The following is a 14,353-nucleotide window of genomic DNA, read 5'->3' as shown; positions in this document are numbered from 1 at the left end:
TGTCGGCTACCGCCGCAGCGACCGCCCGAAGCCCGCCGCCAGCGGCATCCGCAGCCCCAGCGGCGGCGGGGCGGCCAGGGCGTCCTCGACCGGGCGTGAGAACGCGCGGCCGAACAGCGATCCCATGACGAAGTCCTCGGCCAGCGCGTGGACTTCGTCCCGGTGCTGGCGCAACGCGTGCCCGTCGGAGTGGACTTCGAACCGGCAGACGTCCCGGTTGGCCTTCTTCGCCCGCGCCGCGAGTCGGAACGACAGCTCCGGATCCGTGCGCGCGTCGTTCGTGCCGTGCACCACCAGCACCCGTCGGCCCGCGAGCTGCTTCACCGGTTCGGGGGGCGCCGCCACGTCCTCCTCGGGCAGCCAAGGGGCGATGGCCAGCACGGAGTTGACGGCCTCGTGGCCGCCCGCGTGCAGCGCGGCCCGGGCGCCCATGTCGACGCCGGCCAGGCACACGGCGACGTCGCCGTAGCGCCGTACGACCTCCTCCGTGGCCCAGTCGGCGTCCCGGGCGAGATGTGCCTGTGTGCCGTTCCAGCCGCGGTAGCGGTAGTGGACGACATGGGTGGCCAGGCCGTCCTCCCGGCCCGCGCGCGCCAGCCGGCGGCCGAGGGCGCGGACGGACGCGGTCGCCATCATGGAGGACGGTCTGCGATCAGAGCTCTCCTCGCCGCCGGGGAGCAGCAGCACCACCCCGCTCACCGCCGTCGGTTCCGGACCGAGTGCCCGTCCCAGCCGGGCCGTGCGAACCGGCGTCGCTTGCTGTGCCATGACAGAACAGTGTCAGAAGCGTCCGTGTACTCCACCCGTCGGGGCGGTCACCGTTACGTATCGACGGAGTTGTACACCGAGCGATCTACGCGCGTAGGAGTTAGAGTGCGGAAATGACGAGCCAGACTGACCGGACGGGAACCACCCCGAGCTCGGACCAGATCCGCCGGGCACCCAAGGTTCTGCTGCACGATCACCTCGACGGCGGGCTGCGCCCCGGCACCGTCGTCGAGCTCGCCCGGGACACCGGGTACGCCCAACTCCCCGAGCACGACGCCGACAAGCTCGGCATCTGGTTCCGCGAGGCCGCCGACTCCGGCTCGCTGGAACGGTACTTGGAGACCTTCTCCCACACCGTCGGTGTGATGCAGACCCGCGAGGCCCTGGTCCGGGTCGCCGCCGAGTGCGCCGAGGACCTAGCCGCCGACGGGGTCGTCTACGCCGAGGTGCGGTACGCCCCAGAGCAGCACCTCGAAGGCGGGCTCAGCCTCGAAGAGGTCGTCGAGGCCGTCAACGAGGGCTTCCGGGAAGGGGAGCGGACCGCCCGCGCGAACGGCCGGCGCATCCGCGTCGGCGCCCTGCTCACCGCGATGCGGCACGCCGCCCGCGCCCTGGAGATCGCCGAACTCGCCAACCGCTACCGCGATCTGGGCGTGGTGGGCTTCGACATCGCGGGCGCCGAGGCCGGCTACCCGCCCACCCGGCACCTCGACGCGTTCGAGTACCTCAAGCGCGAGAACAACCACTTCACCATCCACGCCGGCGAAGCCTTCGGGCTGCCCTCCATCTGGCAGGCCCTGCAGTGGTGCGGCGCCGACCGGCTCGGCCACGGGGTGCGCATCATCGACGACATCCAGGTCCACCAGGACGGCTCGGTCAAGCTCGGCCGGCTCGCCTCCTACGTCCGGGACAAGCGCATCCCGCTGGAGCTGTGCCCGAGCTCCAACCTCCAGACCGGGGCCGCCGACTCCTATGCCGAGCACCCGATCGGGCTGCTGCGCCGACTGCACTTCCGGGCCACCGTGAACACCGACAACCGGCTGATGTCCGGTACGAGCATGAGCCGGGAATTCGAGCATCTGGTCGGAGCATTCGGCTACACGCTCGACGACATGCAGTGGTTCTCCGTCAATGCGATGAAATCAGCGTTCATTCCTTTCGATGAACGACTGGCCATGATCAATGACGTCGTCAAGCCCGGTTATGCCGAGCTGAAGTCCGAATGGCTGTTCCAGCAGACCGCCTCCACCAGCGGTTCTGTGGCCGAAGAGGGCTGATCGGGAATCTCTCGGGAATCGAAATGCGGACGGGTATTCACAATCCGTCCGCATTTCGATGTTTGCGGCGGATGCCGATGCGTGTTTACGGTCGTGGACCGCTCACATCACCGCCATCCCATTCGAGGACGCATTTTCATGAAGCAGTCTGCTGCCAAGACCCTCGGTGTCGCCGCCCTCGGTGCCGCCTTCGCCGCCGTCGGTGCGGGTGCCGCGAACGCCGCCCCGGCCGTTCCGGACGCCTCCCAGGCGCTGGACACCGTCACCAAGACGCTCCCGGCGGAGAATGTCGCCAAGGCGCTGCCGGGTGCCGGTGACGCGCTGTCGCAGGCGCAGCCGGCGCTCGCCGCGGGTCTGGCCGCCGTGACGCCCGCCGCTCAGAGCGCGCTCGCCGACGGCCCGACCAAGCCGGTCGCCGGTCTGCTCGGCGGTCTGCCGGTCGGCCAGACCGGGCTGCCCACCCAGGGTCTGCCGCTGAACGGGATCCCGCTCGGCTGAACCCGCAAAACGCCCCGATGGGGCGCACCCCTGGTACGGGGTGCGCCCCATCGGCGTATGCGCGAAAGGCCGGTTACCAGGCCGCCTGCGTCTTGTTCACCTTGCCCTCGGAGGGGAACAGGATCCACAGGGCGATGTAGAGCAGGAACTGCGGGCCGGGCAGCAGGCACGAGAGCACGAAGATCACCCGCATCGTGGTGGCGGAGGTGCCGAAGCGCCGTGCCAGCGCGGCACACACTCCGCCGATCATGCGGCCGTTGGTGGGGCGGGCAAGGCGGGACATTGCGGCTCCTTCGTGAGCGTCGTCGGGCTGCCTTTCCGGCTGCCTCGTCTGTCTTCGACACTACGGAGACGAAGGGGGCAAAGCGTCGCTCTACGGTGCGATGCCGACCCTGGGAATCGTCGGGGTACGACCCTGAGAGGACTCCTCCGCGAGGACGGCCGCCCGCCTGGGGGACCGGGACCTGCGGCGGAACCAGGCGCGGCCCGCGGGGATGAAGGCGGCGTGCGCGAGGGCCACGCCCACGGTGTTCAGGAGCACCGAGTCGATGTCGACGACCTGACCGGGGACGCCGGTCTGCAGCAGTTCGATGCCGAGGGAGATCAGGGCGCCCGCGGCGACCGTGCGGATCAGGGACGCGAGCGGGGAGACGTACAGCCTGCCGTGCGCCAGCGGGAACAGCACCCCGAGGGGGGCCAGCAGCACGACCGCCTCACCGATCCGCCGGGCGGCCTGCGGCCAGCCGAGGGCCAGGTCGGCCCGGATACCGGCGAGCGGGGTGAGATTCGGTGGCGTCATCCACGGGACGTCCAGCGGTCTCAGGGTGAGCCAGGCCACGAACGCGAGATGCGCGACGAGGAGGAAACCCCCCGCCGCCCGCATGCGGATCACGGCGCTGCTGCCGATGGAGCCTTGACGCTGCACGACCCCCTAGACGCGGGGTGCGGCGGGATCGGTTCCGGGCATACGGGTGAGGCGTCCGCCACACCCGTACATCAGCCGTCCGTGACCTCCGTCGACGGCGGTTTCGCGCTGTTCGGTTCGGCGCGGACCTCGTCGGTGCACTCGTAGCGGCGCGGGGCGGCGCCGTCCGGGCCGCCGAGGATGACCGAGCCGTCGCCCTCGGCGGCGGCGGAGTCGGAGAACGTGCAGACGATCTGGGCGAGGGAGGACTTGGCGAGGGCATCCGGCGGGAAGCTCAGCCGGAGAGTGTCCTCGGGGTCCTCGCGACGCGGCCCGGTCACCGTCATGCCGTCGCGCACGGTCGTCCGGTACCCGGCCTCCGCCTCGCCGGCGGACGGCGCCGCGGCCAGCTGGTTGAGCAGCTCCTGCGCCACCAGCACCCGCCGCCGCGAGTCCGCCGTACCCTCCTCGACGCTCACCGTCCGGTCGACGGCCACCAGCGACGAACCGCACAGCAGGAACACCTGCACCGCAAGGCCGCGCGAGGACTGCGCGGAGATGTCCGGCTCCGAGACGGAGCAGTGCACCCGTGAGGGCGCGGGCCCGAAGTCCGTCGGGACCTCGGTGGCCCGGATGCCGCACCCGGTGGCCAGCGCCGCCAGCACGGGCAGTGCCAGCAGCCGTCGTACGGTCACGGTGCTCATGGCCCGCCGCCCCCGCCCTCGCGTCACGCTCATGGGTTCTTCTCCCCCTCGCCCTCCAGCGCCAGCTCCGACCCGTCCCTGGGCAGTCGCAGCGTGAAGACCGCGCCGCCCTCGGGGGAGTTCGCGGCGGTGATCTCGCCGCCGTGGATATGGGCGTTCTCCAGGGCGATGGAGAGGCCGAGTCCGCTGCCCTCGGAGCGGGGGCGCGACGCGCTCGCCTTGTAGAACCGGTCGAAGACATGCGGCAGGACGTCCTCCGGGATGCCGGGCCCGTGGTCCCGCACCTCGATGACGACCGAGTCGTCCGCCGCACGCACCGCCACCCGCACCGGCGAACCGCCGTGCTTGAGCGCGTTGCCGACGAGGTTCGCCATGATCACGTCCAGGCGGCGCGGGTCGAGCCGGGCGTGGATGCCGCGTTCGGCGTCCAGGTCCACCGCGTCCAGCCAGGCCCGCGCGTCGATGCAGGCGGTGATCTGGTCCGCGACGTCGACGTCGTCCAGGACGAGACGGGCGGTACCCGCGTCGAAGCGGGTGACCTCCATCAGGTTCTCGACGAGGTCGTTGAGGCGCCGCGTCTCGCTGACGACCAGCCGGACCGCAGGCTCGATCATCGGGTCCATCGAACCCGACTCCGCCTCCAGCTCCTCCTCCAGGATCTCCGTCACGGCGGTGATCGCGGTGAGCGGCGTACGCAGCTCATGGCTCATGTCGGCGACGAACCGCCGGGACGCCTCGTCCCGCCCGGCCATGTCGTCGACCCGTTTCTCCAGGGCCTCGGCCGCGTCGTTGAACGTCCGTGACAGATCCGCGAGTTCATCGGTGCCGGACACCCTCAGCCGGGTGTCCAGCTTGCCCTCGCCGAGCCGGCGGGCGGCGACCCCGAGCCGGTGCACCGGCTTCAGTACGGTCGTGGCGGCGGCCTGCGCGAGCAGCGCCGAGCCGATCAGCGCGAGACCGGTGGCGATACCGAGCGACCAGGCAAGGGAGTTGAGGTCCTTCGCCTCCGGCTCCAGCGACTTGAGCATGTAGCCGGTGGTGCCGCCGTTGATGACCTTCGTGCCGGCCACGAGATACGGGGTGCCGTCGTCGACGATCCGCTGCCAGTACAGGTGGTACGCGTACTTGTTGGAGGAGTCGACCTCCTGCGTCTCGTTCACCGCGGCCCGCAGCGACGTGGGGACGTCCTGGACCGCGAAGCCGTTCAGGGCACCGGAGTTGGCGTACAGCGCCTCGCCGTCGGAGCCCTTCGCGACGAGCAGCACGCTGAAGCGCTGGCTGCTGTTGGCCATCTCCTGCGCGGTGCGCTGGAGTTCGTACTGCTCGGGGAGCTCGGGCAGCAGACCCGCGTGGTTCTGCATCTCCTGCTGGAAGTCGCGCAGCACCGCGTCCTGGGTGCGGGTGAGCACCGCCTCGCGGTTGAGCCAGTAGGCGATCCCGGACGCGGACACCGCGGCGGTGAGCGCCACGAGTCCGAAGACCACGACGAGCCGCAGCCGCAGACTGGTGAAGCGCAGTCGTGTCAGATGTCCCTTGCGAGCCGCGGCCCAGCCGCGGATCCCCCCTTGCGCTTGGGTCACTGAGGCGTGTCCAGCCGGTAGCCGACACCCCGGACCGTGCGGATCAGGGTCGGGGACGACGGCACGTCCTCGACCTTGGCGCGCAGCCGCTGGACACAGGCGTCCACCAGGCGCGAGTCACCGAGGTAGTCGTGCTCCCAGACCAGCCGCAGCAACTGCTGCCGCGACAGGGCCTGGCCGGGCCGCCGGCTCAGCTCCAGGAGCAGCCTGAGCTCGGTGGGCGTGAGCTGGAGGTCCTCGCCGTTCTTCGTGACGGTCATCGCCGCGCGGTCGATGACCAGGGAGCCGAAGCTCGCCGCGTCGGTCGACTCGCGTTCCCCGCGCCGCAGCACGGCCCGGATCCGGGCGTCCAGCACCCGCCCCTGGATCGGTTTGACGACATAGTCGTCGGCGCCGGACTCCAGTCCGACGACGATGTCGATGTCGTCGCTGCGCGCGGTCAGCAGAATGATCGGCAGCTGGTCCGTGCGCCGGATGCGCCGGCACACCTCGAAACCATCGATGCCGGGCAGCATCACATCCAGCACGATCAGGTCCGGCCGCTGCTCACGCAGCAGCTTCAGGCCGTCCTCGCCGGTGGCAGCCGTGGCAACCCGGTGACCCTGGCGCGTCAGTGACAGCTCCAGGGCCGTGCGGATGGCGTCGTCGTCCTCGATCAGCAACAGGGAAGGCACGGGGCTCATTCTGGCCCATGGCGGGGTGCGGTATCGACACCTGTACAGGTACGTACGTGTAGCGCTGCTCTCTGTGACCAAGCCGTGTCTTCCCTGAGGCCGACCCCTGTGACAGGTCTGTGACAGTCGGCGGACACGGTCATGAAGGTGCGAAGGCAAGCTTCTCGGCACAGGCAAGGAAGCACAGCCTGGAAAGCAGAACACCGGAAGTCCACGACGGGGGGCGCGAGATGAACACGCTGCACAGCAACAGCACCAGCGCAGTGATCACGCGTCTGCACGACGTGAACGGGGGCCGGGGTTCCGAGAAGTCCGGCGCCGTGAGCGGGCGGGGGTGCGCTCGCGGCGCTGGGCGTCAGCACACCGCGTACATGACGGTGGTTGACGGTTTCACGGGGGAAGCACACGGGGGAAGCGCGTACAGGGAGGACTCGGGGGAGCGTCGTTCGCTGTCGGAGGCGGAGTTCACCGCCTACGTCCAGGAGCGCCGCGCCTCCCTGTACGCAACCGCCTACCACCTGACCGGTGACCGCTTCGAGGCCGAGGACCTGCTGCAGAGCGCGCTGTTCTCGACGTACAAGGCCTGGGACCGGATCAGTGACAAGGCGGCCGTCGGGGGATACCTGCGACGGACGATGACGAATCTGCACATCAGCGCGTGGCGCCGCCGCAAGCTGAACGAGTACCCGACCGAGGAACTGCCGGAGACGCCCGGCGACACGGACGCGATGCGCGGCACCGAGCTGCGTGCGGTCCTGTGGCAGGCGCTGGCCCGGCTGCCCGAACTCCAGCGGACGATGCTGGTCCTTCGTTACTACGAGGGCCGCACCGACCCGGAGATCGCGGACATCCTCGACATCAGTGTCGGCACGGTGAAGTCCAGCATCTGGCGGTCGCTGCGCCGGCTGCGCGAGGACGAGGTCCTCAGCTTCGGCCGTGACGAGGAGGACGCCTTCGGGGAGCTTGTCGCCTGAGGGTCGGGGGAGCACCACCACGGGGGAGCACCGCGGGGGAGCGGTAGCGCGGTGGTGCGGTAACACGGGGGAGCAGTACCGGGGGGAAATCGGGGGAAGCACCACCACGGGGGAAGCACCAAAGAGCGGGACTGGAGGGCCGGGGGGTCCGTCCAGTTCCGCTTTGGTGTGTGGTCAGCCGGCCGCCATGGGAGCCGCCTCGGCGGCGCTGTCACCGACGGCGATGCCCACGGCGGGATCGACCCCCTCGATGCGGTACGCGCCGGTCCTGCTCTCGGGGATGCCGTCCCCGGAGTCGTTCGGGGTGTCGTCGCACTCCGCGATGGTGGCGGTGCCCAGCCGCTCGCCGACGGTGAAGACGGACTTCTCGGTGGGCAGATAGTCACGGCTGTCGTAGGTCACCAGGCCCGAGCAGGAGGCCGAGGCCTCACCGCCCGTGCATCCGGTGGCGGCCAGCAGCGCGGCCGCCACGAGCAGGGTTCCACGTGTGATCGTCATGGCCCTACGACGCGGAAGGCGCCGAAGACGTTCAGCCCGCCGGCGTCGAAGCTGCCGGACGGCGGCCCGCCGCGGCCGCGGCCAGTCGGCCCAGCGCCTCGTGCTTGTCGCAGGCGTGGGCGCCGAGTGCGGTCTGACGGGAGACGATCGTGCGTTCCTGGCGCATCAGCCGCCAGCCGCGGCGCAGCAGGAACGGCACCGACTTGCGGCCCTCCTTGAGGTCCCGCAGGAACCGGCGCCGGAACGTCTGCACGGGACCGCGGCTCAGACACAGCGCGTCGGCCAGCACGCCGAGCTCCTGGCAGCGTGTGACGATCTCCGCGGCGAAGATGCCCTCCGCGATGAACAGCGGGGTCCGGCCGATGTCGACGGTCTCCGCGCCGGTACGGGCGCTCAGCGAGAGGTCGTACTGGGGGACGTCCGTACGACCCGTGCCGCACAGCTCGACGATCGCCGCGACGGCCACGTCCGCGTCCCAGGACTCCGGGTGGTCCCAGTCGATGTCGGAGCTCCCCGCCACCAGCGGCAGAGTCGGGTCGTCGCCCTCCTTGTAGAAGTCGTCGAGCCTGAGGACCGGAAGACCGGAACGGGCCGCGAGAAGGGACTTGCCGGAGCCGGAGGGGCCGCAGAGCAGCACGACTCGCGTCGGTATGGACGAAGGGGAACTCACGGGACACCAGTGTGCGGCATTCACCTGCTGTTCATCGACCCCGCGGACCGGCTTTGCAGTGCGCGTCACATGCCGAGCACCGTCGGTGCCGCCGCGGTCACCCTGGGCGAGTCGCCGGTTCGCACGCGGCGCGCGGCCCGGGAAGCCACAACACCAGACCTGGCAACTAGCTGCCAACCGGGGTGACGCACGGGTGCGTCGCGCGTGATCCTCGCCTTCGTCACCCTGCACGCGACGCTGGGAGCGTTCTTTCCATGTGCGGCATAGTCGGCCTTGTCTCCTTCACCCAGGACCTCGCGCACCGCTCCGACCTGGTCGAGTCGATGCGTGGCGCGCTCGCCCTGCGCGGTCCGGACGAAGTCAGCGAGTGGTCCTCTCCGAGAGCCCTGTTCGTGCCCCGCAGGCTCGCCGTGGTCGACCTGTCGGGCGGACACCAGCCCGCCGTCGCCACCGACGCGGCGGGTCGCGAGACCGTCGTGCTCAACTACACCGGCGAGGTCTTCAACTTCGCCGAGCTGCGCGAGGAACTGCGCGGCCGGGGCCATGAGTTCCGCGACCGCAGCGACACCGAGGTGGTGCTGCGCGCCTACCAGGAGTGGGGCCCGGCCTGCGCCGAACGGCTGCGCGGCATGTTCGCCTTCGCCGTGTGGGACGTACGGACCGAGGAACTCGTCCTGATCCGCGACCGGTTCGGCATCTACCCACTCTTCTACGCCGAGACCCCGGACGGCTTCGCCTTCGGCTCCGAACCCAAGGCGCTGTTCGCCACCGGCCTGGTCGAGCCGGTCGTGGACCGGACCGGACTGCTGGAGGCGCTGTCCTTCACCCCCACCCCGGGCCTGTCGGTGTTCCGGCACACCCGGGAGGTGATCCCGGGCGAGGTCGTCCGCTACTCGCGCGCCGGCGTCCGCCGCGCCCGCTACTGGAACTTCACCCCGCGCGAGCACACCGACGACCTCGCCACCACGGAACGGACCGTGCGCGAGATGCTGGAGGACATCGTCCGGCGCCAGGTGATCTCGGACGTGCCGATCTCCTCGATGCTCTCCGGCGGCCTGGACTCCAGCGCGGTCTGCGCCCTGGTCAACCGCTCCCTCGGCGGCGGCGACCGGCTCCAGACGTTCTCCATGGAGTTCGCCTACCATCTGGAGAACTTCCGCCCCGACGAGGTGCACGACTCCCCGGACGCCCCCTACGTCGCCAAGATGGCCGCGCATCTGGGCAGTGAGCACCGCGAGCTGCTCGTCGACCGGGACCACCTGGCCGACCGCGAGGCCCAGGCGGCCGTGGTGCGCGCCCATGAGCGGCCCGTCGCCGGACTCGACATGTACGTGTCGCTGTACCGGCTCTCCCAGGAGGTCCGCCGCTTCTGCACGGTCACCCTCACCGGGGACGGCTCGGACGAGCTGTTCGGCGGCTACATGTGGTTCCACGACCCGTTCTACGTGAAGTCCAGGACCTTCCCCTGGCTCGGCGCCTCGCACCAGATGGAGTTCCTGTCCGGACTCCTGGACCGGGAGCTGTACCACGAGCTCGACTTCGCCGGGTACACCCAGGCCCGCTACGAGGAGGCCGTCGCCGAGGTTCCGCTGAGCGGTGAGGAGTCCGCGCACGAACGCCGGATGCGGGAGATCACGTACCTCAACATGACCCGCTATCTGCGGGTCATCCTCGACCGCAAGGACCGCCTCGGGATGGCCGCGTCCATCGAGGGCCGGGTGCCGTTCTGCGACCACGAACTCGCCGAGTACGTCTACAACGTGCCGTGGGAGATGAAGGTCGCCGACGGGCGGGAGAAGAGCCTGCTGCGGGCCGCGGTCCGTGACCTGCTGCCGGAGGCGGTCCTCCAGCGGAAGAAGTCGCCGTACCCGACGGTCCAGGACCCCGCCTACCGCACCGCGCTGCGCGCCCAGCTGAAGGACATCACCGAGCGGCCCGGTGCCCGGGTGAACGACCTGCTCGACCCCGCGCGCGTCGAGTCCGTGCTGACCGACCCCACTTACGGGCTACGGGCAGGGGTGACCCGGATGAGCATCGAGGCGGCCGTACAGCTGGACCACTGGTTCGAGTCCGGCGTACGGGTCGAGCTCTGATGCCGCTCACCGAGCTGCTGGTCGCCGCGTGCGAGAAGTACGCGGACCGGGTCGCGGTGGTGCACGAGGACACCGAGTACACATACGCCCAGCTGGACGCGGCCTCCGCCCGGATCGCGGCCGCGCTCGCCGAACGGGGCGTGGCGCCCGGCGCGTACGTCGGGGTGCTGGCGGTGCGCGGCTGGTGGCGGTGCGCGGCCGTGCTCGGCATCTGGCGGGCGGGGGCCGCGGTCGTCGCCCTGGACCCGGGGCTGCCGGCCGAGCGCCTGGACCGGATCATCGACACGGCGGACGTCCGACTGGCCCTGACCGACGCCCCGGCATCGATGGACCTCGGTCCGGATGTGACGACGCTCGGGGTCGGGACGTCGGCCGTGACCGCGCAACGGGCGGCCGAGGGGGCCGGCCCGGGCTCGGGCACGGACGCGGGGCCCGGTCGCGCGGGCTCGGTGCCGGGGGCGGGCGAGGGGCTCGGTCGGACTGGTTCGGGCGCGAGCGGGGGGTCCGCGGTCGATCGGAGCGGTCCTGTCGCCTACGTCGTCGCCACCTCCGGTTCCACGGGGACGCCCAAGTGTGTGGCGGTTCCGCCGGTGGTTCTCGAGGGGCTGGCCGGCTGGCATCTGGACGGGTGGGAGCGGGGCGAGGTGCCGCGCACGCTGCATGCCGCGTCCGTCGGGTTCGACGTCGGGTTCCAGGAGCTGGTGGCGGCCTGGGTCGCGGGCGCGCCGCTGGTCGTGGTCGACGACATCACCCGCCGCGACCCGTTCCTGCTCGCCGGCGTGCTGGAGCGGTACGACATCGCCCGCGCCTTCCTGCCGGTGGCGTCCCTGCACGCGCTGGCCGTCGCGGTGCCGGTGACCGGGCATCGGCTGTCCGCGCTGCGGGAGGTCGTCGTCGCGGGCGAGCGGCTCGTCGTCAACGACGAGGTGCGGGCGCTGTTCGCGGGCCTGGACGCGACCCTGGTCAACCAGTACGGGCCCAGCGAGACGCATGTCGTCACCGAGTACCGGCTGCCCCAGGACCCGGCCCGGTGGCCCGCGCATCCGCCGCTCGGCGGCTGCGTGGCCGGTGCCGGGCTGCTGCGGCTGCGGGACGGGGTCCTCGGCCCCTTCGCCGAGGGCGAGGAGGCCGAACTCGTCGTCACCGGCCGCTGCCTGGCCACGGGGTACCTCGGCGACGAGCGGCTGACCGAGGAACGGTTCCAGGAGCTGCCGCACGTCGACGGCGGCACCCGGCGCGGCTACCGCACCGGCGATCTGGTGCGCCTGGAGGACGGCCTGCTGCACTTCGTCGGCCGTATCGACGACCAGCTCAAGGTCCGCGGGTACCGCGTGGAGCCGGGTGAGGTCGAGGCCGTGCTGAGCCGGGTCCCCGGGGTGCGCCGGGTCGCCGTCGTCGGCCTCGGCACGGACCGCACGACCGCGCTGCAGGCCTACGTCGTCCCGGCCGGCGAGGACCGGGCCCCCGACGTCGGCGCGTTGCGCACAGCCTGTGCGGCCGCCCTGCCCGACTACATGATCCCGGCCCGCTTCGTCCTCGTACCGGAACTCCCCCTGACGGCCAACGGCAAGCTCGCCCGCCGCGAACTGCCGGATGCGGTGGGGGCGGGGGGAACGCGTGGCTGAGACGGCGGGGGTGGCGGACGGGCGGTCGGTCGATGCGCCGGTGCTCGTGCGGTTGTCTCCCGCGCAGGAGGCGATGTGGCTGGAGCAGCAGTTGCATCCGCGGTCCATCAACGGTGGGTTTCTGTCGGTGCTCATCAGGGGTGGGGTGAGCGCGGAGCGGGTGCGGGCGGCGTGCCTGGACGTGTGTGAGGATCATCCGCAGCTCCGGGGGCTGGTCACCGAGGGCGGCGAGGCGCGGATGGCGATCCGTCCGGCGCCGGATGTGCTCCAGTTCGAGGAGTTGGAGCTCGCCGCCGCAGCGGGGCAGGAGCTATCCGTGGCCCGGGACTGGTACCGGGCGCACCGGGTCGGGCCCTGGGACCTGACCACCCGCTCGCCGATCACCTTCTCCCTGCTGACGCACGGACCCGACCGGCACACCCTGGTCGTCGGCGTCCACCACATCGCCTTCGACGGGCGCTCCAAGTTCGTCTTCGCCCGCCAGTTCCTGCGCGCCCTCGCCACCGGCCCCCGGCCCTCGCGCGAGAATCACGCCCTGCCCGAGCACCCGGCGATCGACGAGGAGCTGGACGACGTCGTCCGGTACTGGCTGACCGCCGGTCTGCTCGACCTGCCCGGTCTGGTCCTGCCCCGCTCCGCCGGCACCGACGAGGACGCCACGGTGCGGCCGACGCCCCGTTTCGACCTGCCCGCCGCGCACTGCGCCCGGCTGCGCGAGCTCACCCGGCGGACGGGCGTCAGCTTCTTCACCGGCCTGGTGGCCTGTGCCGCGGCGGTCCTGCACGGGTACGGCAACCGCCGTTTCGTCCTGGGCATCCCGGTGGACACCAGCGTGCCCGAGACCCGGGACCACATCGGCCTCCAGGTCAATGTCGTGCCGTGTCTGATGGAGGTGACACCCGAGACGACGTTCCGGGACCTGCTGGCGGCCGCGGGGGAGGCGCTCGGCCTTGTCCACCGCCATCGCCGGGTCCCGTTCAGCTGGGTCCTGCGCGAACTGCGCCGACGTCACGGCGTGGACGTCGGTCAGGGCGCCTTCGACCGGATCGGCGTGTCCTATCCGTCGGTCGCGCGCGACCTGGGCGAGGTGGCGGGTCTGGAGTTCGACTGGGACTTCTTCGCGCCCAACTCGACGCGGTCCTTCGACCTCATCCTGCAACTGCGCCGCGAGGGCGACGCCGCCTACGGACGGCTCGACTTCACCCCGACCGCCCTCGACCAGGCCGGCGCGCGGCGCCTCACGGCCGACTTCACCCGTCTGCTCGGCGCCCTCACGGAGCGGCCCGACGCCTCGCTGCACACCTTCGCCGAACCCCATGTACGTCCCGCCGAGGACCCCGTGCCGGACGGGGACACCGACACCCTGCCGCCCACCGCGCGCGGGTCGTTCCCAGAACTCGCCGCCGCCGCGGCGACCGGCCCGACGGCCACCCCGCTCGTGCACTGTCCCGTCGAGCAGTTCCTGCCGACGCCCGCGGTCGCCGCTTACCGAAGTGCGGGCGGCCGGGTCCTGCTGGACGTCGTCGACCCCGCCCTCGGGCGGCTCGGCGTGTGCGACTGGCGGGCGCAGGACCCGTACGGCATCTGGCTCACCGACCCGGCGCCCGGCCGCCCGCTGCGGGTGGCCGACCCCGAGGGGCGCACCCTGCCCCGGGGGATCGCGGGGCTGCTGGGCGTCGGCGACGACCCGCGTCCCGGTGGGTTCCGTGCCTGGATCGACGCGGACGGCCGGGTCCGGCTGCTGGGCACCGCGGACCAGGTGCGGCAGTGGGTCGGGCGCACCCTGGACCGTGCCGAGGCCGAGACGGTGCTCGCCGCGCTGCCCGGGGTCCGGGAAGCCGCGGTCGTGACCGGTGACGGCGGGGCGCTGCGGGTCCGGGCCGCCGTGGTGCCGACCGCGGGCACGGACCCCGACCCCCGTGTGTGGCGCCGTGCCGTGCGCCGCGCCTGGCCCGCGGGCTGGCCGCCGCCCACCGTGCACGTTCTCGACCGGCTGCCCCGGCTGGCGTCCGGGCGGGTCGACGGTGTCGCGCTCGCGGCGGCGCTGGAGAAGTGACGTACCGGCCATGACGTACGAGAGGAAATGGG

At 71.7% G+C, this 14,353-nt stretch carries 14 protein-coding genes; 6 read left to right on the top strand and 8 right to left on the bottom strand.

Features of this window, described 5'->3' with window-relative positions; genetic code table 11:
- Positions 1–6: 6 nt before the first annotated feature.
- Complete coding sequence (locus TN53_RS26605; RefSeq protein WP_046261196.1) at positions 7–768, bottom strand: prolyl oligopeptidase family serine peptidase; 762 nt, start codon at positions 766–768, stop codon at positions 7–9.
- A 113-nt stretch (positions 769–881) separates the two neighbouring features.
- Between TN53_RS26605 and TN53_RS26600 the strand changes: the two genes are divergently transcribed.
- Entirely contained in the window at positions 882–2,045 is a 1,164-nt protein-coding gene (locus TN53_RS26600; RefSeq protein ID WP_046261195.1) for an adenosine deaminase, read from the top strand.
- A 138-nt stretch (positions 2,046–2,183) separates the two neighbouring features.
- On the top strand, positions 2,184–2,543 hold the full coding sequence (locus TN53_RS26595) for an ATP-binding protein (protein ID WP_046261194.1): 360 nt from the start codon (positions 2,184–2,186) through the stop codon (positions 2,541–2,543).
- Positions 2,544–2,616: 73 nt separating this feature from the next.
- Here TN53_RS26595 and TN53_RS26590 read toward each other — a convergent pair whose 3' ends face one another.
- The 5 genes from TN53_RS26590 to afsQ1 all read right to left on the bottom strand — a co-directional run bounded on the left by TN53_RS26590 (position 2,617) and on the right by afsQ1 (position 6,405).
- Positions 2,617–2,826: a PspC domain-containing protein gene (locus TN53_RS26590; RefSeq protein WP_046261193.1), complete on the bottom strand. Its 210-nt coding sequence runs from the start codon at positions 2,824–2,826 to the stop codon at positions 2,617–2,619.
- Positions 2,827–2,916: 90 nt separating this feature from the next.
- Entirely contained in the window at positions 2,917–3,468 is a 552-nt protein-coding gene (locus TN53_RS26585) for a VanZ family protein (RefSeq protein WP_046261192.1), read from the bottom strand.
- A 71-nt stretch (positions 3,469–3,539) separates the two neighbouring features.
- Positions 3,540–4,184: a hypothetical protein gene (locus tag TN53_RS26580; protein ID WP_234441718.1), complete on the bottom strand. Its 645-nt coding sequence runs from the start codon at positions 4,182–4,184 to the stop codon at positions 3,540–3,542.
- A complete protein-coding gene (locus tag TN53_RS26575; RefSeq protein WP_046261190.1) occupies positions 4,181–5,731 on the bottom strand; it encodes a sensor histidine kinase in 1,551 nt (516 codons plus the stop codon). Before TN53_RS26575 ends, TN53_RS26580 begins: the two co-directional genes overlap by 4 nt.
- Positions 5,728–6,405 carry a two-component system response regulator AfsQ1 gene (afsQ1, locus tag TN53_RS26570; RefSeq protein WP_046261189.1) on the bottom strand — a complete coding sequence of 226 codons (678 nt, stop codon included), beginning with the start codon at positions 6,403–6,405 and terminating at the stop codon, positions 5,728–5,730. The genes TN53_RS26575 and afsQ1 overlap by 4 nt, the downstream gene beginning before the upstream one ends.
- A gap of 230 nt (positions 6,406–6,635) precedes the next feature.
- Between afsQ1 and TN53_RS26565 the strand changes: the two genes are divergently transcribed.
- Entirely contained in the window at positions 6,636–7,379 is a 744-nt protein-coding gene (locus TN53_RS26565) for a SigE family RNA polymerase sigma factor (RefSeq protein ID WP_046261188.1), read from the top strand.
- A gap of 174 nt (positions 7,380–7,553) precedes the next feature.
- On the opposite strand, the gene TN53_RS26560 is transcribed toward TN53_RS26565, so the two are convergent.
- A complete protein-coding gene (locus tag TN53_RS26560) occupies positions 7,554–7,877 on the bottom strand; it encodes a DUF6281 family protein (RefSeq protein WP_046261187.1) in 324 nt (107 codons plus the stop codon).
- A gap of 31 nt (positions 7,878–7,908) precedes the next feature.
- Positions 7,909–8,571 (bottom strand): uridine kinase, encoded by a 663-nt coding sequence (locus tag TN53_RS26555; RefSeq protein WP_095046742.1) that lies wholly within the window; start codon positions 8,569–8,571, stop codon positions 7,909–7,911.
- Between the two features lie 230 nt (positions 8,572–8,801).
- Here TN53_RS26555 and asnB point away from each other — a divergent pair, with 230 nt between their 5' ends.
- Genes asnB through TN53_RS26540 form a run of 3 tightly spaced genes read left to right on the top strand, consistent with a single transcriptional unit; the run spans position 8,802 to position 14,321 of the window.
- Positions 8,802–10,640 carry an asparagine synthase (glutamine-hydrolyzing) gene (asnB, locus tag TN53_RS26550; RefSeq protein WP_046261185.1) on the top strand — a complete coding sequence of 613 codons (1,839 nt, stop codon included), beginning with the start codon at positions 8,802–8,804 and terminating at the stop codon, positions 10,638–10,640.
- Positions 10,640–12,265, top strand: coding sequence for an AMP-binding protein (locus TN53_RS26545; protein WP_046261184.1), 1,626 nt, complete (start codon positions 10,640–10,642; stop codon positions 12,263–12,265). Before asnB ends, TN53_RS26545 begins: the two co-directional genes overlap by 1 nt.
- Entirely contained in the window at positions 12,258–14,321 is a 2,064-nt protein-coding gene (locus TN53_RS26540; protein ID WP_159038201.1) for a condensation domain-containing protein, read from the top strand. The genes TN53_RS26545 and TN53_RS26540 overlap by 8 nt, the downstream gene beginning before the upstream one ends.
- Positions 14,322–14,353: the final 32 nt, after the last annotated feature.

The organism is Streptomyces sp. WM6386 (assembly GCF_000972385.1).
Taxonomy (GTDB): Bacteria; Actinomycetota; Actinomycetes; order Streptomycetales; family Streptomycetaceae; genus Streptomyces.
The sequence above is the reverse complement of the archived record's forward strand: the minus strand, read 5'-3'. Positions and strand labels throughout refer to the sequence as shown.

Bases quoted from the DNA above. Each gene is read 5' to 3' on its own strand.
- TN53_RS26605 (WP_046261196.1), bottom strand. From the start codon at position 768: ATGGCACAGCAAGCGACGCCGGTTCGCACGGCCCGGCTGGGACGGGCA.
- TN53_RS26600 (WP_046261195.1), top strand. From the start codon at position 882: ATGACGAGCCAGACTGACCGGACGGGAACCACCCCGAGCTCGGACCAG.
- TN53_RS26595 (WP_046261194.1), top strand. From the start codon at position 2,184: ATGAAGCAGTCTGCTGCCAAGACCCTCGGTGTCGCCGCCCTCGGTGCC.
- TN53_RS26590 (WP_046261193.1), bottom strand. From the start codon at position 2,826: ATGTCCCGCCTTGCCCGCCCCACCAACGGCCGCATGATCGGCGGAGTG.
- TN53_RS26580 (WP_234441718.1), bottom strand. From the start codon at position 4,184: ATGAGCGTGACGCGAGGGCGGGGGCGGCGGGCCATGAGCACCGTGACC.
- TN53_RS26565 (WP_046261188.1), top strand. From the start codon at position 6,636: ATGAACACGCTGCACAGCAACAGCACCAGCGCAGTGATCACGCGTCTG.
- TN53_RS26560 (WP_046261187.1), bottom strand. From the start codon at position 7,877: ATGACGATCACACGTGGAACCCTGCTCGTGGCGGCCGCGCTGCTGGCC.
- asnB (WP_046261185.1), top strand. From the start codon at position 8,802: ATGTGCGGCATAGTCGGCCTTGTCTCCTTCACCCAGGACCTCGCGCAC.
- TN53_RS26545 (WP_046261184.1), top strand. From the start codon at position 10,640: ATGCCGCTCACCGAGCTGCTGGTCGCCGCGTGCGAGAAGTACGCGGAC.